Raw genomic sequence first — 21837 nt, 5'->3', positions numbered from 1 at the left:
ACAGTTCTATCACTCTATTTATAGAACCGACATTGTAAAAAAGAGATAAAAACCATGACTCATGGCAAAAGGAGATTTTGTCGATTAATACAGCCCACCTGTCCCACTTTCAAGTGCTTTGTTGACTTGTGGAGAAGTCGTTACTGCAGGAACACCTTCTTGAAAAGAATTTGTACTCCCAATAACTTGATATATATCAGCAGGCCCAGTCCCTGGTTTAAATGCTTCTATAATGACATCTTGATCTCCTCTTTCGGCAAGCATTCCTGTTTTCCGATTAATTGGCATTAAAATCATACCTTTTGGCATCTTAAAGGGAACATCTGGCTTCCCTTTAAGAGCATCTGCCATAAAATCACCAAAAATAGGTGCAGCTAATGAACTTCCTGTTCCATTATATCCTAACGGAGCTGGTTGATCATAACCGACAAAAATACCAACGACAATGTCAGGAGTAAATCCCATAAACCAGACATCCTTAGAGTCATTGGTTGTTCCTGTTTTAGCGGCAATATGTCGATTAAGATAACGTAAACGTGCCGCAGTACCACGCTGAACAACCCCTTCCATCATCGATGTAATTTGATAAGCCGTCATAGGGTCAAGAACTTGATCTCGCTCATCAATCAATGTGGGTTCACTTTGATTATTCCATGAATTCGTATTACAATTTTCGCAAATACGATCATCATGACGATAAATTGTCTTCCCATAACGATCTTGAATTCTGTCTATCAGAGAAGGTTTAATAGAGCGTCCGCCATTGGCAATAACGGAATAAGCTGTAACCATTCGTAATACTGTTGTTTCGCCAGCCCCTAAAGCCATGGGAAGATAAGGCTGCAATTTATCTACGATCCCAAAGCGTTCTGCATATTCAGCGACAAGAGGCATTCCCATATCATTGGCAAGCCGTATTGTCATAAGATTACGAGAACGCTCAATACCATAACGCAACGTTGAAGGTCCTGCAAAGGTACCCCCATAATTTTTGGGTTGCCAAACTTCACCATTATATTGACGAACTTCAATGGGGCCATCTAAAACAACGGATGCTGGTGTATATCCGTTATCAAGAGCTGCTGCATAAACAAAAGGCTTAAAAGCAGACCCCGGTTGGCGATAAGCTTGGGTTGCACGATTGAATTCAGATGCGGCAAAAGAAAATCCTCCCACCATAGCAAGAACGCGCCCTGTATGAGGTTCCATAGCAACAATTGCACCTTCAACCTTTGGAATTTGTTGTAAACGATAAGTGTTGTTTGTATTAGATAGTTTTTCAACAAAAATGACATCCCCAACTTGCAGAACATGAGATAAGCTCTGAACAGTTTTTCGATAACCATTTTCTTTTACAACATGGAGTGCCCATTTTGAATCAGCTTCAGATAAAACAGCAATTTCCCGTTTTTTTGATAATATACCTGAAGCTTCGCGCTGTGGCTGTAAACCAATCTCTACTTTATTGAGATTAGTAGAAAGAACAACAGCTAAACGCCATTCAGGAACATCACTTAGCCCTGTGATATCTGCAAGTTCTGTCCCCCAATCACCTTTCTCATCAATATGCGCATAAGCTCCACGCCATCCTTGCGCATGATCAAATCTAATTAATCCATCGTGCAAAGCACGTCGCGCAATAAGTTGTAAATGCGGATCAAGCGTTGTACGAATGGAAAGCCCACCTTCATAAAGTGTTTTAGCCCCATAGCGATGTATTAAACGACGCCGTACTTCTTCAGTAAAATAATCAGCCGCAAAAACATAGCTATCACTCCCACGTATTGTCGCTCCTAAAGGTTTAGCTTTCGCTTTTTCACCTTGTTCACGCGTTACATATCCATTTGCAATCATCCGGTCTATAACCCAATTACGCCGATCAATAGCACGTTGTGTATTCTTAAATGGATCATAATTTGCTGGTCCTTTTGGAAGAGCAGCCAAATAAGCACATTGTTCTAGCGTCAGGTCATTGACGGATTTATTGAAATAGGTCAATGAAGCAGCAGCTATGCCATAAGTGCCACGACCCAGATAAATTTCATTGAGATAAAGTTCGAGAATATGATCTTTTGAATAAGTTTTCTCAATACGCATTGCTAAAATAGCTTCCTTAAATTTACGTTCTAACGTTGTTTCTGAACTTAAAAGGAAGTTTTTAGCGACTTGTTGCGTTATAGTTGATGCACCCTCTGGACGTCTTCCAGAACCAATATTACGAATATTATTGATCAAAGCTCGAGAAAGTCCTTCAGGATCTAAACCAAAATGATGATAAAAGTTTTTGTCTTCAGCCGAAATGAAAGCATTTATAACAAGCTTTGGTATTGATTGAATCGGTAAATAGAGGCGATGTTTTGTTGCAAACTCTGCCATAAGACGGCCATCAGAAGCATGGACACGGGTCATTACCGGCGGCTCATAAAGTGAAAGAACTTCATAATCAGGGAGTGCATTTGCTTGACCACTGGTCATAACACCCCACGTTATTGCACCATAAAGTCCAATAGCAATAAAAAAACGAAGAAGATATCTTAAAAAAATCATCATAAAAACGGCTATCGCTTTCTTAAGAATTAATTAAAGAAAAAATACGTTACTTCAAACACACCAAGTGGATATCACCACAAGATTGAGATCAAGAGAAATTGTTTTCTATCTTTTATTTATACTAGGGTACACTAGAAGCCCATATTGATACTCTATTTTCTCATAAATTTAAAGAGGCTGTATCATTTTCTGCCTATAATCAGCAAATTGACGAATAGAATGAGCAATAGAGGCTGCCATTTGTTTTCTCCAATGAGGATCATTTAATAACTTTTCATCCTCTTTATTGGATAAATAACCTATCTCTATCAAGACTGAGGGTATATCTGAAGCTCTTAAAACTTGAAAATTAGCATACCGATGTGGGTTATTAATCAAGTTAATATGATTCTTTGATAAACTTGAAATAACACTATTTGCAAAATTAACCGAAAATGTATGTGTTTCACGTCGTGTAAGATCCATCAAAATATCTGTAACTTCGAGCGTTTCATCTGCAGGCAAACCATCAAGCAAATCAACTTTATTTTCATTTTCAGCTAAAGATTTTGCAATGGCATCAGAGGCTTTATCTGATATGGTATACACTGTGGCACCGCGAAGAGAATGTAGATCAATCGTATCTGCGTGAATAGATATAAAAAGATCAGCATCAAACTCTTGCGCTTTTTTAACTCTTTCACTTAGTCTTAAAAAAATATTGGAATCTCGTGTTAAAGCAACGGTAATATGAGAATCCTTTTGTAATTCGTCTTGCAATGCACGCGCAAAGTCTAAAGTCACATCTTTTTCTAAAATTCCAGTAACACCCCGTGCACCGCCATCAATACCACCATGACCAGGATCAAGAACAACACGGAAATTATATGCTGGCATTAACTGTGTTTTTGTATCAAAATTGCTTCTTTGCTGTTTTTTTAATATCTCATCAAATTTTTCTTGTGTACTTTTACGAATATCAATCAGCAACTGCCATAAACCATTATTTAATTTTTTTACGACATTTTTTTCAACCACAAAAGCCGTTTTACTTGTCAAAATAATGCGTGAAGTCTGTATGTCAGAGAAAGCATAACGCACATCTGAAAGCATAACGGATAATGTATTCCGTTTCTTTAAAGGCGTATTTTGCATCGAAAAGTCAATTGTAGGTAAATTGATAACCAAACGTGCGGGCCTGTCAAAAATCTGTAAACGAACATTTGGTTTTGAATTAAAAACCGCAATAATACGCGTATGAATACTATCACCAATGGTTCGAAAATTAATAAGTCTCAGAGGATCTGCGGCTTGAACACTAGTTTGGAGTAGCAAAAAAGATAATAAAAAGTATGTGACGAGCACAATAACATCCCCATAAGCTGTTTTCAGCTTTTTGGTAAAAAAAACTCTTATCATAAGCAAAATACTCTACATTACCTTTGTAATAATTTATCTTGGTTACATAAAACGATACACCAATTTATTATCTATTTTTCAATAAAAGCTAAATAAACACCTCAAAACGAAATTAAGGTCATAAAGATATTATAATTATACATGATTTACATTGTTACTTGCCAAACGCATGATATCAACATAAAAGAATATTTATGCTTCCTAGCTGATAATAGTCATCTAAATTATCTGTAACTCATATTAAGTTGTCTTTAGAAGTTTTTTGTCTATTATGCGTTGAGACTTTTTTATGGATGAAAAATTTCTATGTTGTAACATTAGGATTGCATTACTTAAGATTCGTTGGTTCGGATATCCGAACTGTTTTAAAGATTATTTTACCGGAGACTTTTAAGAAAATATGAGTCATAAAAAACAGATGGAAATAATGATGAGAAATGGTGTAAATGCAGTCATGCCTTTGCACGTGGTGTTTCGTCCTGTTTTTCTGGTACCTCCCTTTTATGGCAGACAGCCTTTTATGTTTACGAATAGTTATGGCATTCGTTTGAATAAAATTGTGCATGTCGCCTTCAGGATATTAACTTATGTCAAACAAAATGCTTATAGATGCCTCCCATCCGGAGGAAACACGTGTTGTTGTTGTTCACGGCAACAAAATTGAAGAACTTGATTTTGAATCAGAACATAGAAAACAGCTCAAGGGGAATATTTATCTCGCACGTATTACGCGTGTAGAACCGTCTCTCCAAGCGGCTTTTGTTGAATATGGTGGAAACCGACATGGTTTTTTAACATTTTCTGAAATTCATCCTGATTATTATCAAATTCCTATTGCTGATCGCCTTGCTCTTCTTGAAGAAGAAGAAAAAGAAGCTGTAGGAGAAAATTCTGTAGATACCTTTACGGAAGAAGCAACTAAAAATAAAAAACGCTCCAGAAGAACAAAAAAAAGTGAAAAAAACAATGTTATAGCAGCCGATATTGAAAATGATATCACATCTGAAGCGATAATAATTGATAATACAGAAGAAGCATTAAATGCCAATATCTCTTATGATGAGATTGAAATGGTCGGTGCTGAGGACATCCGTGAAGAGCTCCCGATTTATCAAAGAAAACAAGGGCGCCAGTATAAAATTCAAGAAGTCATTAAACGACGTCAAATTTTGTTGGTACAAGTTATCAAAGAAGAGCGTGGTAATAAAGGTGCTGCCCTTACAACATATCTATCTCTAGCTGGTCGTTACTCTGTTCTAATGCCCAACACAGCACGTGGTGGTGGTATTTCACGAAAAATTACGAACGTACAAGACCGTAAGCGTCTTAAAGAAATCGTAAAAGAATTAGCCGTTCCAAAAGGTATGGGCGTTATCTTACGAACCGCTGGTGCCAATAGAACAAAAGCTGAAATTAAACGTGATTATGAATATCTTATGCGGTTATGGGATACTATTCGCACTTTGACACTCGAGTCAACGGCGCCATGCCTTGTCCATGAAGAAAGCAATCTCATCAAGCGTTCTATACGAGATCTTTATAATAAGAACATTAGTGAAATTCTTGTCTCTGGAGACCAAGGATATCGTGAAGCGAAAGACTTTATGCGTATGCTCATGCCAAGTCATGCAAAAGTTGTGCAACCTTACCGTGATCCTACGCCCATTTTTGCAAGAAATAATATTGAAATTCAACTTGATAAAATGTTGCAACCACAGGTTTCTTTAAAATCTGGTGGTTATCTTGTTATTAATCAAACAGAAGCACTTGTTGCTATTGACGTAAATTCTGGCCGCTCTACGAAAGAATTCTCTGTCGAAAAGACAGCCTTACAAACTAACCTTGAAGCTGCTGAAGAAGTAGCGCGGCAATTACGCTTGCGTGACCTTGCTGGTTTAATTGTGATTGATTTTATTGATATGCTTGAAGAACGCAATGTGAAGCTGGTCGAAAAAAAATTAAAAGATTGTTTAAAAAACGATCGTGCTCGTATTCAAGTAGGTCATATTTCACACTTCGGCCTTTTAGAAATGAGTCGTCAACGTATTCGCATATCGGTTTTAGAAAGTACGACACAGCCCTGCCCACATTGCGCAGGAACAGGAAATATACGTTCTGAATCATCAATTGCGTTACATGTCATGCGCTCAATTGAAGAATATCTTCTTCATAATTCGCAACATAATATTATCGTGCGCACCCCCGTAGCAACAGCGCTTTATGTATTAAATCATAAACGCAATATTCTTGTTAATTTAGAAGCTCGCTTTAAACTTAATATTAGTATTGAAGCAGATGATAGTATTGGAACACAACATCTTGTTATTTCTAAAGGCTCAATAGCAGAGAGAATTTCTCAATCTTCATTGGAAGATGACAATAAGCAAGAAATTGAAGATTCTGTTTTCATAAAAAGTGAATCTATTGAAAATCCTTCTCCCATTGAAACAAACCAAAAGCGTCGGCGCAAAAATCGTCACGGTGAAATTACTGATCATTCTCTCTCCAACGTTCATAAAAAAGAAGATACCTTAAATGATGATTCTTATCGTCGAGGACGTCGTCGAGGACGTCGTGGTGGTCGACGCAATCAAGATAATAATTTTCATCAGATTCGCGTTCCTTATGCAGAACCAGTAGGAGATTTTGCTAAGCAAGCTTTAGCAGAAATTAAAGCAGCGCATCGCAAACGTCGTGTTTCACCTGTTAAATCTTTTGAACTTGAAGAAACAAAAAATAATACACAAGCTCTAGATATACAACAACAGAGTGAATCTGAAAAAAATGATACAAGTATTAAACCTAAAAAACGTAAAACACGTTCTTCAAAAGTAGTAGAAAATCAACTTTCTTTAGAGAATGATCAAAATATTGCAGAACAAAAATCTCTTGAAAAAAAACCTACAACCAGTCCGGTGCGTAAAACTAAAACAAAAAAAGCAGACAAAGCTATTCATGAGGTAGAAGATAAAGCTCTTGAAAAGAGTAAAAAATCAACACGTGGAACACGTAAAAAATCATCTTCTAAAGAGACAACGCAAATACAAAAAATATTAGAGCAAGAAACTGTAATCGAGATGGAGAAAGTTATCGAAACCTCTCCTTCCCAAATTGAAGAAACAATTAATCAACCCGTTGTTATTTCATCAACGCCTAATGATTCTTCCAAAACTGAACGTATTGGTTGGTGGAAACGCAGAATTCTTTCGAAAAATTAAGGATTAAAAAAAACCGCCACAGAAAACTGTGGCGGTTCAAATAAACAATTATAGAAAACGTTTTGACCAACTTTTATGGTGTGGTTTTATTACTTTTGTTTCGCTTTTTCTTGCTCAGCCCGCATACGCTCTTCAATTTCTTTTTGCTTTGATTGAATAGCTTGCTGCAGCTTTATTTGTTCTTGTTGGAAATCTTTTTCCTCCATACCAGGACCGGTATAGGCTGCTGTAAACCCATTAAGAGAAAATTCAATAGGATTAGCTGAACCACGGAAATTAACTGTGGTTACAACCATTTTTGTACCACTTTTCATAGCTGCTATAAGCTTATCATCTAAGACATCATTAGCAATACAACTTGGTCCATTACAAATAATATAAGGAATTTTTTTAGAGAACTCGTCACCAATTTTAATGTGAACACCTTCTGGCAAAAAACGACCTGTCGGCACTTGAATACCTATACGTTTCTCATTTTGCTTCCCTTTTATTTCAACAAGATTAAAAGCCGTTAAAGGTTGTCCCGTATTCGATAATACAGTATTCATTGTATTACAAATATCAACATCATGCTGCTTACTGCAAACTTTGTACCAACCTTGTGATAAAGTTTGCGCATTTGCAGAAATACCAGCTATAAGAAAAAGGGCAGCGGCTCCAACTAATACTGAAACAGCAGAATAAACATTTTTATGCGACATGATTAAGTTAATCCTTTCAACGCGCTCTTAAGTAACTTCAAAAAAATATTAAATATAATTCCAACTTAATTTATTAAATTATAATGAAATAACAATTAATTTTACTATTTTTACTTCAATATAAAAAAAAAAGTCAAATTTAGAGAAAAAATACGACGAGCCATTCTAATTTTTATACACTCATATCATTTCCCCTCTTCATCACATTGGTATTTGATGCAATCTATCCATAAAACACCTCTGTGCATTTAAACTAAGATTACACAAACGAATCAATATTGCAATATTAATTAAAATAAACTCTGATACTACTCTAAAAAACTTACTAATTAAAATTTTTACATTTATTACTCTTCATGTTAAGCTTATAGAACCTTTGCAACAGGTGTTGCAATGCATGAAGCTCTAAAATATCAGATAAATTTTACTGTTTTCCTTGTGTGATACACAAAAACAAAATCATCTACGATATTATTGAAACATTTAATGAATTAAAACCACTGATTGTCTAAAATTTCTGCATAATTGTTAAGAGAGCTTTTTGCTAATGAACAATTTTCTGCCCTTGTTTACAAAATAATAGTGATACGCTTTTGTAATAAAAATTTTATATTCCATAGCGTTTAACTAAACAGTTTAGTTTAAAAATACGCTACTAAAGAAGTGCTTTTTTCTTAATTAAACAACACATTTTCTTAGAGAGAAAATCTATAACTGCTGAAAATATTTTATTTATAAAAAACTTTCTTAAAATATAATAACATATTAATTTATAATAATAATTTATCTTTTTTCTATTTCTATATTGTATGAAAGATCCTAATAGCGCAAACCTCTCTTATGTTGAATCAATAAAATTTATCCACTTGTACATCACAAGCGGAGTTAGTTTTATAGATAAACTACTGAACAAAGGAAACCCTCCCTATGAATCATCTCACGTGCCTAAAGCCATAATAAATTTATGCTCATATATTAAACATCTATTATTGCACTTCTGTACAAATATCATCTCTCAGTTTTATAACGTGAATAAAAAATATAGCTTTTATCAATTTCTTTTAAGTTATTTCTTAAATAAAAGAATCTACTAAAATGATAAATTCTTTTCATCTTTCACAATATCAAAGATATAAATCGTTAATGATTTAAGTTTTAAGAAAAAAATGAATTAAAATATCATTTTGTTTCTCTATATAACACAACTTAGAGCTATAAAATATCTCTCTTATCATATTAATGAAACAAGATTTATGATATGAGATGTATCGTCATTAAAATAATTAAACAGATAAAAATAAAAAACTACAAGCACAAAAAATTATGCATAAAAAGAAAACATAAAAAAGATATATGATTTTATTATTTAATATATATATTAAATCTTATATGATAAGAACAATAGATAATATCTTATGTGCATAAAATTACTTTATTATAAATAATAATTAAAAACAAAAAATTAAAATATATTTTAACTATTATTTAGTATATAATCTTAATTTCTCTGTATTTATATGAGTAAATTTTTAATTGAATAATTCTTCAACATGAAAACGTATACGATCTATAATATTCTTTTTCTTGTTTGGAAGCATTATATTATGTACTTCTTTAATGGTATTACAAAGCTTAGGTGCACTTTTTACAAACCAATTATCTTCTGTAAGACTATTTTTTATATCGTCAAATATTTGTTTTTCATAACTATAAGAGCCATCTGTTAATAATTCTTTAATATCCCTGACTAAACTAGGACTTATTGAATTATTTGCGCCTTTAGCCCAACTAAAATCTTTATCTTTCCAATCAAAATCTTTGCGCAAAATAGCACCTATATCACTTTGCAATATATCCGCTAACGTATTGCAAGCAATAATAAATATGAGATAATTTTTCATTATCTCATCATCACCTCCACTTTTCTCATTCATTCCCCATTCATTAAACGTTTGAGTTTTTTTTAAATAATCTTTTGCTTTAATCAACTTTTCTTCATACTCCCCTACTTCATACTCTCTCGCTATATGTATTCTAGAGATAATTTTTTGTTTTTTTTCAGCTAGATCCTGTAATTTCGAACCAAGATTATAATATTCATCCTTCAGAGTTTTCAGTTTTTTATATAACTTATTCCGTTCCTGTAAACGCTCATAGTATTCTGCTTTAGAAATATTTTTTTCCCAAATATCCAAATGAGATATACTTTCTTCAATAAATTGTATGCTCTCTTTAATATTCTTTCTTTTGTTTTTTAAATGTTGGTATTGTTCATCAGAAGATAACTCAGCATAAGCGTTTTTTACGCCATATATTAAAGTGAGTAACAAAAAAACGATAGTTAGACACTTTTGTAATGAAGAAAGCATGCTATCTTTACCTAAATTTTTTTTCTAAAAAATTTACAGGAGCTTATTAGCTTATTATATTGAAAGTGCTATTTATTGCAGTTAAACCGTCTAATCTATTTCCTTCATTATATCAATACGTATATAATAAAAACCAAATAAATATATAAGGGCTCTTTATTATAAACTTAAATTTTATTCTTATACAAAATCAATAACTGTTTGTTTTTATAGAATGATTTTATAAAAATGAGTAATAATTCTAAAATAATAAAGATATTTTTTAAACAGAATGTTGTTCTGCCATTTCGACAAGCTGTGTTATAATATTCGCTGCTCCAACAAGCCTTTCATCCGCTGTGGACCAATCACGAATAAGAGCAATACTTTGATCTGGTCGGATTTTTGCCATTGAACCTTGTTTTCCCACCCACTGAACAAGAGCAACACTATTTGCGAAATAGTTATTACGAAACTGTATGACAATCCCCTTTGGTCCTGTATCTAATTTTTCTACATGCGCTTTTCGACACAATGTTTTGATATAAAAGACTTTAAGAAGGTGTTGAACCTCAAGGGGTAAAGGACCAAAGCGATCAATTAACTCCGCTGCAAATTCATCAATTTGTTCTAAATCATCAAGTTCTGTTAAACGACGATAAAGTCCCATACGTAACGATAAGTCAGGCACGAAACTTTCTGGTATCATCACTGTTGTACCAAGGGAAATTTGAGGTGACCATTGCTTATCTTCATTTAGCTCTCCATCTTTTAATTCAGCAACAGCTTCTTCAAGCATTTTTTGATAGAGTTCAAATCCAACTTCTTTGATATGCCCCGATTGCTCTTCACCTAAAAAATTGCCTGAACCGCGGATATCCATGTCATGGCTTGCCAATTGAAAACCGGCCCCTAAGGTGTCAAGAGATTGTAACACTTTAAGACGGCGATCAGCAGCAATTGTTAAAACTTTACCAGCAGGAAATGTAAAGAGAGCATACGCACGTTGTTTTGAACGTCCTACCCTACCACGTAACTGATAAAGGGCAGAAAGACCAAACATCTCAGCACGATGCACAATTAGGGTATTGGCTGTTGGAATATCAAGACCTGATTCAATAATGGTTGTTGAGAGCAGCACATCATATTGTCCATCATAAAATGCATTCATGATATCATCAAGTTGTCCAGCCGGCATTTGTCCATGAGCCACAACGAATTTCAGTTCTGGCACATGTGTTTTGAGATATTCTTCTACAAAAGCCAGATCAGAAATACGAGGACAAACATAGAAACTTTGTCCACCACGATAATATTCTCGAAGCAGGGTCTCTCGTATAACAAGTGCATCAAAGGGTGAAATAAAAGTACGAACCGCCATTCTATCAATGGGGGGGGTTGTTATCAATGAAAGTTCACGTACACCCGATAAAGCTAACCCTAAAGTGCGTGGTATGGGAGTTGCTGAAAGTGTGAGAACATGAATATCACTTTTAAGCTCTTTTAAACGCTCTTTGTGTTTGACACCAAAATGCTGTTCCTCATCAATGATAAGAAGACCTAACCGTAAAAAATTAACTGCATCACTTAATAATGCATGGGTTCCAATGACAATATCGATTGTACCATCTGAAACACCTTTTTTTACTCGTGCAAGTTCTTTCGCTTTTACAAGCCTCGAAGCATGTCCAATTTTAACCGGTAATCCTTGAAAACGCGAAATAAATGTTTTGTAATGTTGACGTGAAAGCAAAGTTGTCGGTACAACAACAGCAACCTGATATCCATTTAATGCTGCAACAAAAGCACTTCGAATGGCTACTTCAGTTTTTCCAAAACCAACATCACCGCATATCAAGCGATCCATCGGCTTGCCTGAGGCTAGATCGTCCAAAACAGCATCAATTGCATTCATTTGATCTTCCGTTTCTTCATAGGGAAAGCAAGCAACAAACTCATCAAATGGTCCAATTGGTGGAAGTAAAGCAGGCGCAGCACGAGTCATACGCTCTGCAGCTATACGGATTAATTGCCCTGCCATTTCCAATAAATGTTTTTTAAGCCGAGCTTTACGTGCCTGCCAAGCAACACCTCCTAATTTATCTAAAGTTACCTCTGTTCCTTCTGAGCCATAACGTGAGAGAAGCTCAATATTTTCAACAGGTAAAAAGAGTAAATCACCTCCAGCATATCTAATTTCAAGGCAGTCTCGTAAAATTCCAGTGGTTCTGATGGTTTTAAGACCAACAAATTGGCCAATACCGTGGTCGATATGCACAATAATATCACCAGAATTTAAAGCAGAAATTTCAGAAATAAAATTTGTATTATTCTTACGCCGCTTTGGCGATCTTATAAAACGATCGCCAAGGATATCTTGCTCTGCTATAATAGCCAAATCTTCAGCCACAAAACCATGTTCTATCATGATAACAGCTGCTAATATGCGATCCCGAGGTGTTGCTTTGACAGTTTGCAAAGATTTTGCAACATCTATTTTTTTCAATCCATGCTCATCGAGAACTTGTAACAAACGATTGAGAGATCCTTCACTCCAACACGCTAAAAGCACTTTTTTACCAGCAGCGCGTAAAGATGCGATATGATCAATAACACTTGAAAAAACATTTTTTTCCTGCGCATTACGCTCTTTTACAAAATCATATCCCTGTTTAACATGTGCGTGAATAATAGTTTGTTCCAAACTTTGTGGAACATTAAAAGGAGAAAAATCAATACGCTGTGAAGATTGTTGCGCACCTTCCAAAACACGCTCTGGCGTTAAATAAAAAAGACTAGGATCTATTGGATGATAAGAAGTAGAATTTTTTTCATCACTTTCGCGCTCTTTGCGCGCATTATAATAGTCTTCAATAAGACGATAGCGCTCAATGAAGACTTCTTCTATGAGATGCTCAAAAACTATCGGTAAGTTGCCACAATGATCAAAAAAGCTATCAAGGTTTTCATAAAAAAATGGAAGCCAATGTTCCATACCGGCAAAACGCCGACCTTGAGAAATTGCTTCATAAAGCATGTTATTTTTTTGTGATACACCAAATGTACGGGTATAATTGCTTTTAAAACGACTGATGCGTTCTGGTGTAAGAACAACCTCACTCATTGCCTGTAATAAAAGTTCAGTTTTTTGGCCTGTTGTCCTTTGACTTTCTGGATCAAATACGCGGATACTTTCTAGGGTATCTCCAAAAAAATCAAGGCGTAAAGGTTCAACATCCATCGGAGAAAAGATATCAAGTATTCCTCCTCTTACAGCAAACTCACCAACATCACGGACAACCGTAACGCGTTCAAAACCATTGGTTTCTAGAAATTGAATAAGATTTCCCATGTTATTGCGCTGGCCAACACGTGCGTGAATAAGCTGAGCTTCTATCATTTCACGAGGAGGCAACTTTTGCATAATTGCATTTGCTGTTGTTAATATAATTGCAGAATATGGATCTTTCCGTAAATTTGCTATGTGTGCCAATGTTGATAGTCGACGTGCCATAACAGCAATTCCTGGTGATACGCGATCATAAGGCAAACAATCCCATGCAGGAAATTGAAGTACGGGTAAATTGGGTTCAATAAAATTTAAAACTTGTTGTAAATGCGCAATTTTTGTTCCGTCACGGACAACATAGATGAGCGGTTTACCTTGTGCAATTTCTGAACTTAATTTAGCAAGCGCAAAGGCTTCAAATCCATCAGTAACGCCATCTAAAATCATACGAACAGAATTATTTTTGGGAATAACAATTTTTTTAAATATAGGCATCGGGATTAATAACTTAAGCAAGTACGATAATTGGCAATATCACGGAAAAGTGGACTATCAACTTCAGAGGGGGGCAAAATTTCTCCAGTAATCCATGTGAGTAAATCACGATCATCAAAAGACATAATATACTCAAGCTCAGAGAGCGTTTTATCATTCATCCCAGTAATATGAGCATCGACATAATGTCCAAAAATGAGATCCATTTCACGAATACCGCGATGCCATGCACGAAAAATCAATCGACGACGACGAGCATCTAATTGATTTTTGTCAACGACAAAAACTGTCATAAAAAATCTCCTTTAATAAAGTAATATAAACTATTCAATTAGTCGTATAAAATTTTTACCTTGCTTTAAGGAAGTTCTATAATCTTTTGTTCTTTAAGTGTAATTCGACGATGCATTTGCTTAGCCAAAGCGTAATTATGTGTTGCAATAAGAGCAGAAAGACCAGACTGACGAACAAGGATAGATAAAGCTTGAAAGACATAAGTTGAAGTTACTGGATCAAGATTTCCTGTAGGTTCATCAGCCAAAAGAACCGAAGGGCCATTTGCTACTGCACGTGCAATAGCAACACGTTGTTGTTCTCCTCCCGATAACTCTGAGGGACGATGGTTCGCACGATGAGAAATACGCAGATACGTCAATAATTTGCGTGCACGATCTTCTGCTATGGATTTTTTTAATCCTGCTATCATTTGCGGTATCATGACATTTTCTAACGCCGTAAACTCTGGAAGTAAATGATGAAATTGATAAACAAAACCAATATCATTTCGTCTTATAGCTGTTCGCTCACTATCAGAGCGCTTTGCACAAGAAACACCTCGTAACATCACATCACCAGCGGTTGGTTTTTCTAATAATCCAGCAATATGAAGAAGTGTTGATTTTCCAGCACCAGATGGTGCAACAAGTGCGACAAGCTCTCCACGATTAAGAATAAAATTCGCTTTATCTAAAACAATGAGTGGCTTATGACTCTCGAAAAAGTGTCTTTCAATCTCTACAAGCTCTAAAATAGCTGTCATTATTCATACCTCAAAGCTTGTACGGGATCTAGCTTAGCAGCACGCCATGCCGGAATGAGAGCAGCAAGAAACGACAAGAATAAAGCCATCATAGCAACCAAGATGGTCTGTTTCCACTCAATTTGTGCAGGCAATTTTGTTAAAAAATAAAGTTGAGGATTAAAAACGTCGACATTAAATAACCAAGATATAAAATCTTGGATATGATTAATATTCGCGGTCGCGATAACACCTAAAACTAAACCCAATATAGTTCCAATAAAACCAATCATCATTCCTGTAATGATAAATATACGCAAAATCGCACTCTGTTGAGCCCCCATCGTGCGTAAAATTGCAATATCATGACTTTTATCTTTTACAAGCATAATCAGCCCTGAAATAATATTTAAAGCAGCAACAAGAACGATCAGAGAAAGAATGAAAAACATAACATTTCGTTCAATCTGTAAGGCTGAAAAAAAAGCCTGATTGCGTGTACGCCAATCAATTAAATAGACCTGTTGTTCAACTACTTTTTCTACAACAGGTTTTATTTGATCAACAGCATCAGGATCATTTAGAAATAATTCCAAAGACTGAACCTTATCTCCCAAATTAAAAAACATTTGTGCTTCATGGAGAGGCATAAAGATAAATATTGAATCATATTCAGACATACCAACTTCAAAAATAGCAACGACTTTATAAGCTTTCACACGTGGGGTAACGCCAAAAGGAGTCTCATCACCATCTGGAGTAATAATACGAATATCTCTTCCAACTGTCAGTCCTAATTTTTCTGCTAAGCCACTTCCAATTGCAACACCTTCTTCTTGATCAAACCGAGAAATCGATCCTAATTTAATGTTTTGAGAGACTGTTTTAAGCTTTTCTAGATCTTGTTTGCGCATACCACGAACTAACGCGCCAGAGCCACCTTGAACTTCACCTTGAACAAGCGCTTGACCTTCAATAACAGGTAAAGCAAACTTCACACCATTTGTAGTTTCTAAAGAAGAAATAAGAGTCTTATAATCAGAGAAACCAGAATCAACTGTTTGAATAATAAGATGCCCATTCATACCAAGAATACGATTGAGAAGTTCTGTACGAAAGCCATTCATCACCGCCATAACAACAACCAGAGCAAATACGCCCAACATAATCCCAATAAGAGAAATAATTGAAATAACAGATGCAACGACATGTTTTTTATTGGGAATCATATAACGAAAAGCGATCATCCACTCATAAGATGAAAAGCATTTTTTTTTCAGCCTCTTCATAATATTTCCTATTAAATTATAGAAAGTTGGCTGAGCACATCTTCAACCTTTAGAGATTTTTTTATTCCTGTTTTTCGATCTTTAATTTCAACTTCATTTTGTGCAATACTGTTAGGACCAACAATGATTTGCGTTGGCAAACCAATCAAATCCATTGTTGCAAATTTTGATCCAGGGCGTTCATTTCTATCATCTAATAACGGATCAAAACCAACCTTCTTTAATCCCTGATAGAGAAACTCACATGCCTGTGTGCATTTTTCATCATCGGGCTTCATATTGATAATCCCAAAATCAAACGGTGCCATAAACTTTGGCCAAATAATACCATTTTCATCATGAGAAGCCTCAATAGCGGCCGCAACAAGACGCGAAGGCCCAATACCATAAGATCCCATAGAGACCACATGCTCTTTTCCATCTTGTCCCATAACTTTTGCTCCCATTGGAGCAGAATATTTAGTACCAAAGTGGAAAATATGCCCTACTTCAATACCACGCGCTGAAAGACGATTATGATCAGAAACTTTAGCCCACTCCTCTTCATTATGCATTTCTTCCGTTGCTGCATAAAAAGATGTCCATTGCTTAACAATATCATCTAAAACAGCTTTATCACTAAAATCGATTGAACTATCAGGAACGGTAAGTTCAAGAAATTGTTTATCACAGAAGATAGCACTCTCTCCTGTTTCAGCCAAAATGATAAATTCATGACTGAGTTCCCCCCCTATTGGACCTGTATCTGCACGCATAGGAATTGCTTTTAAGCCAAGGCGAGAAAAAGTGCGTAAATAAGCAACAAACATACGATTATAAGATGTTTCAGAGCCTTCATAATCAAGATCAAAAGAATAAGCATCTTTCATTAAAAATTCTCGTGCTCGCATCACACCAAAACGTGGACGAATTTCATCACGAAATTTCCATTGAATATGGTATAAATTAAGCGGAAGATCTTTATAAGAACGAACATAAGAGCGAAAAATATCTGTTACCATCTCTTCATTGGTTGGACCATAAAGTAAATCACGCTTTTGACGATCTTTAATGCGGAGCATTTCCAAACCATAATCATCATAACGACCGCTTTCACGCCAAAGATCAGCAGACTGAATTGTAGGCATCAATATTTCTATTGCACCCGCACGTTCTTGCTCTTCACGAATAATTTTACAAACTTTATCAAGCACTTTTTTTCCCAAAGGAAGCCAAGAATAAATCCCTGATGTTTGTTGTCGAATCATTCCAGCGCGCAACATGAAGCGATGAGAAACAATTTCTGCTTCTTTAGGATTCTCTTTTAAAAGTGGAAGGAAATATTGAGAAAGACGCATTGAAATAATTAACTCCTAATCAGATCTATCATATCGGAACAATTTATCACACCCTCTATTCATCTATAGCCGCATTCTGAATACTTGCAAATATAACGATCTTATCATTTAAAAATTTATTGTGCTTTATTCTCTATTTTTCTTATTTAGCAATAAAATAAAAATGCTCTTCTCTTTTTAAATAACGTAATAGGAAAGTTCTTTTATTTTGACCGATGTAAAAAAACTGTACAGATAGGTTTTTTTTGCCAAATTTCATGAACAGCCGCTCTTACTGCACGTCGTGTTGCCTCTCGAATAAGTTCATTATTTTTCTGTTTCATGCGTGGGATATTATAAACTGTATTTTCTACGATATCTAAAAGAATATCTTTTAAACTTTCCCCCTTTCCATTACTTTCAGGTAACCCGAATGTTGTTAGACCTATATCCCCTAATAATTCATGCTTACTATTTATATGGAGAGAAATAGTAACATGACCAGCATAACTTAGTTTACGGCGTTCACGAATCCCTAATTCATCTTCATCTCCAATTAAGCAACCATCCTTATAGATGCGGCCAACAGGAACTTGATCAATAACTTCTACAGGCTCTGGTGCAAGACGTAACATATAGCCATTTCTGATATCCATAACAGTTTTAATACCCGCTTGACGTGCTAAAGTTGCCTGAGCCTTAAGATGCATTGCTTCCCCATGTACAGGGACAAGTATTTGTGGCTTTATCCAATCATACATCTGTAAAAGTTCTGAACGACGGGGATGACCTGAAACATGAACAAGTGCATCTTCATTCGTAATAATTTTAATACCCAAATCAATGAAACGATTTTGTACCTCAATAATCGCTTTTTCGTTTCCTGGAATACTTCGTGATGAATAAATAACGGTATCACCAGCGGAAAGTGCAATATTTTTCATTCCATCACGTGACAGTTTAGCCAAAGCAGCACATGGCTCACCTTGGCTCCCTGTGACAATTAAAACAAGATCTTTTCGCGAGATGTACCCATAATCATCTTCCGTTACAAATGGTGCTAAACCATTCATATAACCAAGCTCTTGTGCAACCATAATACTTCGCTTAAGGGAACGCCCAATGACAAGCACCTTACGTCCAGCAGCTTCAGCTGCAAGAGCAATAGAACGTATCCGACCAATATTAGAAGAAAAAGTTGCTATCGCAACGCGCCCTTCAGCTTTAGAAATAATCTCTGAAAGACTGGCTTGAACTTGCTGTTCTGAAGGAGAGATACCATCCCGACATGCATTTGTGGAATCACAAAGTAATGCTAAAACACCTTTTTTGCCTAAAGCACGAAATCTTTTTTCATCGGTTACAGCCCCGAGTGAAGGGGTATGATCAATTTTCCAATCACCAGTATGAATCACAGTCCCCAAAGAGGTTGTAATTGCTAAAGATACAGATTCTGGTATTGAATGGTTAACGGCTATAGCCTCTACAGCAAAGGAACCTACCTGAAAACAATCACCAGCTTGAAAAATATTGAGTAAAATTTTTTGAGATTCAAAATCTAATTGTTTTTTAGTTTCCAATAATCCTGCCGTAAAAGGCGTACAGTAAATCGGCACTTGTAACTTTGGACATAAATCAAGAACGGCCCCATAATGATCTTCATGTGCATGTGTTAAAACAAGACCCCGTATATTGTGTTTTTCACTTTCTAGAAAACGAATATCAGGCAAAACAAGATCGACACCTGGTAATTCAGAACCAGCAAAACTAATCCCCATATCAACCAGCAGCCATTCACGAAGATATTGGGGACCAAATCCGTAAGCAGCTAAATTCATCCCTATTTCACCTACACCTCCCAGAGGTAAAAAAACAAATTCACATCTATTGGCTGCAACCATAAACATCTCCCAAATCATTAAGGTATCTGATGATAAAATAATTTTTCAATAACGGCCTGCATTAACAGAATCAGCCAAACCAAAATGAACATCCCCAGCTGTTATAATGGCTGTCTGACCGTCTTTTCGCTTTATGATGCAGTTAAAATCACTATCAAGACCATCAAAAATACCCTCAATGACTTTTTCATCATTCACCACTTTGACATGTTTCCCAAGATGAGCGGAATATAAAAGCCATTTTTTTCGGATTATTTCACATCCTTTTGGTTGTTTCCAAAGAAGGTAATTTTTAGAAAAACACTCCGTCAAAACCGTAAATAATTGTTCTGCATCAATACGCAACCCGATATTCTTTAAGCTTGAAGTGGAATAGGGCGCATCTTCATAATTATATTTCACATTTATTCCAATCCCAATAACCAAGGCATATTGTTGTGATGACAATTTTAAAATCTCAAGCAAAACTCCAGAGCTTTTTTCTCCTCTGAGCAAAATATCGTTTGGCCATTTTAAGCTCACAATATTGTTTGTCTGCTTTTCCTCTTTTATCAATTGTTTTATTGCCTCTGCCACACTTACTCCAGCAACAAAACCAAGTTGAGCCGCAGTTTGATGAACAATATCATCAATTAATAAAAGACTAGAATAAAGGTTCCCTTTTGGACTAGACCAAGTCCTCCCTCTTCTTGCTCTTCCCTGTGATTGTTCTTGTGCAACAATCCAAAGATTACCTTGATGACCAGTTTGCGCTTTTCGTTGCGCAATAAGATTTGTTGAATCAACACTATCGTACGCTTCAACAGTGTATCCCTGTTTTTGTGCAAAATCTGATAAAGTATAAACCATATTCATTAAAACAATGCTGTTGCTGCTTTTTCTGCTAGCTCAGCGAACCAAACTCCAAAAAGCGCGTAAAATAAAATAAAGAATACAGAAAGACCAAGACAAAATTGAAGCTCTTTCGATAAAGCAACAAAATGCGCTTTTGCATCATCAAACCACATAATTTTAATGACTCGCAAATAGTAAAAAGCCCCAACTACAGACGCTATCATCCCAACGACAGCAAGTGGCGTAAGTCCAGCGTGGACAGCAGCAGAAAATGTATACCACTTTCCAAAAAAACCAGCCATAGGAGGTATGCTTGCTAAAGAAAAAAGCTGTATTGTCATCACAACAGCCATAAACGGATTCGTCTTTGCTAACCCTGAAAGATCATAAATATTTTCAACATTTCCATTCTGAGAGCGCATTCCAAGAATAAAGGCAAATGAACCAAGCGTCATTCCAAGATAAATAGTCATATAAAGGATAACGCTTTTTATCCCAAGCATATCTCCAGCAGATAAACCAACAAGTGCATAACCCATATGACTGATCGACGAATAAGCCATTAAGCGCTTAATATTATTCTGACCGATTGCAGCAAAAGCACCCAGTATCATTGATGTAATCGCCATGAACACCAAAATTTGTTGCCATGCAGGCATCACGTTATCAACACGCCCTAGGGGAATAAAGGTCACCACAATAATACGGATGATTAAAGCCATTGCAGCAACTTTAGGGGCACCAGCAAAAAATGCTGTAATCGGTGTGGGCGCTCCTTCATAAACATCAGGTGTCCACATATGAAACGGAACAGCAGAAATTTTGAAAGCCAAACCAGCTAAAATAAAGACAATTCCAAAAATGACCCCCAATTGTACATTTTTGCCCTTTAAAGCAAGAGCAATTTCGTGAAAACCAATTTGACCGGTAAAACCATAAAGCAAAGAAATACCATAAAGAAGCAACCCTGAAGATAATGCTCCTAAAACAAAGTATTTTATACCGGCTTCAGAAGATTTTACATTATTACGATTAATCGCTGCTAAAACATATAAAGCTAAAGATTGCAGCTCTAACCCCATATAAAGCGACAGCATATTACCCGCTGAAATCATAAACATCATTCCAAGGGTTGCTAAAAGAACAAGTACTGGAAACTCAAATATATTAAACTTTTGTGCATTGGCAAAACCAACAGACATGATAAGAGAAAAGAGTGCACCAATAAGCATTAAAATTTTCATATAACGACTAAAGGAATCGATAACGAGCGCATTGGTTTGAAATGAACCATTTTTCGGAAAAACTATAAGAATAATAATGGTTGCCACAAGAAGTGCCATAGCTAAACCTGTCACTGTTAAAGAAGCACGTGTATTGGAATAAACACCAATCATAAGCAGCACGACAGCTCCTAATGCAATTAAAAGCTCTGGAAGAATTAAGACTAATTGCGCTATTATTTCAGTTTGCATGTGCA

The 21837-nt window shown here is 35.7% G+C and carries 13 protein-coding genes; 1 reads left to right on the top strand and 12 read right to left on the bottom strand.

Translation table 11 applies throughout. From position 1 onward, the window contains the following. Positions 1 to 84: 84 nt before the first annotated feature. Both ACFINK_RS05510 and ACFINK_RS05505 read right to left on the bottom strand, forming a co-directional pair. Positions 85 to 2550 (bottom strand): penicillin-binding protein 1A, encoded by a 2466-nt coding sequence (locus ACFINK_RS05510; protein ID WP_375628088.1) that lies wholly within the window; start codon positions 2548 to 2550, stop codon positions 85 to 87. A 168-nt stretch (positions 2551 to 2718) separates the two neighbouring features. Beyond that, positions 2719 to 3948 (bottom strand): N-acetylmuramoyl-L-alanine amidase family protein, encoded by a 1230-nt coding sequence (locus ACFINK_RS05505; protein ID WP_375638394.1) that lies wholly within the window; start codon positions 3946 to 3948, stop codon positions 2719 to 2721. A gap of 587 nt (positions 3949 to 4535) precedes the next feature. Here ACFINK_RS05505 and ACFINK_RS05500 point away from each other — a divergent pair. Further along, positions 4536 to 7166: an Rne/Rng family ribonuclease gene (locus ACFINK_RS05500; RefSeq protein ID WP_375638393.1), complete on the top strand. Its 2631-nt coding sequence runs from the start codon at positions 4536 to 4538 to the stop codon at positions 7164 to 7166. Positions 7167 to 7255: 89 nt separating this feature from the next. Here ACFINK_RS05500 and ACFINK_RS05495 read toward each other — a convergent pair whose 3' ends face one another. The 10 genes from ACFINK_RS05495 to nuoN form a co-directional block, all read right to left on the bottom strand. Further along, entirely contained in the window at positions 7256 to 7867 is a 612-nt protein-coding gene (locus tag ACFINK_RS05495) for an invasion associated locus B family protein (protein ID WP_273791265.1), read from the bottom strand. 1529 nt (positions 7868 to 9396) lie between these two features. Next, entirely contained in the window at positions 9397 to 10236 is an 840-nt protein-coding gene (locus tag ACFINK_RS05490; RefSeq protein WP_375613447.1) for a hypothetical protein, read from the bottom strand. A gap of 262 nt (positions 10237 to 10498) precedes the next feature. Beyond that, entirely contained in the window at positions 10499 to 13999 is a 3501-nt protein-coding gene (gene mfd / locus ACFINK_RS05485) for a transcription-repair coupling factor (protein ID WP_375638392.1), read from the bottom strand. A gap of 5 nt (positions 14000 to 14004) precedes the next feature. Next, a complete protein-coding gene (locus ACFINK_RS05480; protein ID WP_375611887.1) occupies positions 14005 to 14292 on the bottom strand; it encodes an FAD assembly factor SdhE in 288 nt (95 codons plus the stop codon). A 65-nt stretch (positions 14293 to 14357) separates the two neighbouring features. Further along, a complete protein-coding gene (locus ACFINK_RS05475; RefSeq protein ID WP_375638391.1) occupies positions 14358 to 15038 on the bottom strand; it encodes an ABC transporter ATP-binding protein in 681 nt (226 codons plus the stop codon). Next, a complete protein-coding gene (locus tag ACFINK_RS05470) occupies positions 15038 to 16306 on the bottom strand; it encodes a lipoprotein-releasing ABC transporter permease subunit (RefSeq protein WP_375628078.1) in 1269 nt (422 codons plus the stop codon). The genes ACFINK_RS05475 and ACFINK_RS05470 overlap by 1 nt, the downstream gene beginning before the upstream one ends. Positions 16307 to 16317: 11 nt before the next feature. After that, entirely contained in the window at positions 16318 to 17643 is a 1326-nt protein-coding gene (gene proS / locus ACFINK_RS05465) for a proline--tRNA ligase (RefSeq protein WP_375628076.1), read from the bottom strand. Positions 17644 to 17846: 203 nt separating this feature from the next. Next, positions 17847 to 19523, bottom strand: a complete 1677-nt coding sequence (locus tag ACFINK_RS05460) for a ribonuclease J (protein ID WP_375628074.1) — start codon at positions 19521 to 19523, stop codon at positions 17847 to 17849. A gap of 45 nt (positions 19524 to 19568) precedes the next feature. Further along, a complete protein-coding gene (locus ACFINK_RS05455) occupies positions 19569 to 20378 on the bottom strand; it encodes a biotin--[acetyl-CoA-carboxylase] ligase (RefSeq protein WP_375613451.1) in 810 nt (269 codons plus the stop codon). After that, complete coding sequence (gene nuoN, locus ACFINK_RS05450; RefSeq protein WP_375638390.1) at positions 20378 to 21832, bottom strand: NADH-quinone oxidoreductase subunit NuoN; 1455 nt, start codon at positions 21830 to 21832, stop codon at positions 20378 to 20380. The genes ACFINK_RS05455 and nuoN overlap by 1 nt, the downstream gene beginning before the upstream one ends. Positions 21833 to 21837: the final 5 nt, after the last annotated feature.

This window comes from Bartonella sp. AA16NXGY (assembly GCF_042197325.1).
In the GTDB taxonomy this organism is placed as follows: domain Bacteria; phylum Pseudomonadota; class Alphaproteobacteria; order Rhizobiales; family Rhizobiaceae; genus Bartonella.
This window is presented reverse-complemented; position numbering and strand designations above follow the sequence as displayed.

Excerpts from the sequence above, each read along its gene's own strand:
- ACFINK_RS05495 (WP_273791265.1), bottom strand. The coding sequence starts at position 7,867 with ATGTCGCATAAAAATGTTTATTCTGCTGTTTCAGTATTAGTTGGAGCC.
- ACFINK_RS05505 (WP_375638394.1), bottom strand. The coding sequence starts at position 3,948 with ATGATAAGAGTTTTTTTTACCAAAAAGCTGAAAACAGCTTATGGGGAT.
- mfd (WP_375638392.1), bottom strand. The coding sequence starts at position 13,999 with ATGCCTATATTTAAAAAAATTGTTATTCCCAAAAATAATTCTGTTCGT.
- ACFINK_RS05490 (WP_375613447.1), bottom strand. The coding sequence starts at position 10,236 with ATGCTTTCTTCATTACAAAAGTGTCTAACTATCGTTTTTTTGTTACTC.
- ACFINK_RS05475 (WP_375638391.1), bottom strand. The coding sequence starts at position 15,038 with ATGACAGCTATTTTAGAGCTTGTAGAGATTGAAAGACACTTTTTCGAG.
- ACFINK_RS05480 (WP_375611887.1), bottom strand. The coding sequence starts at position 14,292 with ATGACAGTTTTTGTCGTTGACAAAAATCAATTAGATGCTCGTCGTCGT.
- ACFINK_RS05470 (WP_375628078.1), bottom strand. The coding sequence starts at position 16,306 with ATGAAGAGGCTGAAAAAAAAATGCTTTTCATCTTATGAGTGGATGATC.
- ACFINK_RS05460 (WP_375628074.1), bottom strand. The coding sequence starts at position 19,523 with ATGGTTGCAGCCAATAGATGTGAATTTGTTTTTTTACCTCTGGGAGGT.
- ACFINK_RS05455 (WP_375613451.1), bottom strand. The coding sequence starts at position 20,378 with ATGAATATGGTTTATACTTTATCAGATTTTGCACAAAAACAGGGATAC.
- proS (WP_375628076.1), bottom strand. The coding sequence starts at position 17,643 with ATGCGTCTTTCTCAATATTTCCTTCCACTTTTAAAAGAGAATCCTAAA.
- ACFINK_RS05510 (WP_375628088.1), bottom strand. The coding sequence starts at position 2,550 with ATGATGATTTTTTTAAGATATCTTCTTCGTTTTTTTATTGCTATTGGA.
- ACFINK_RS05500 (WP_375638393.1), top strand. The coding sequence starts at position 4,536 with ATGTCAAACAAAATGCTTATAGATGCCTCCCATCCGGAGGAAACACGT.
- nuoN (WP_375638390.1), bottom strand. The coding sequence starts at position 21,832 with ATGCAAACTGAAATAATAGCGCAATTAGTCTTAATTCTTCCAGAGCTT.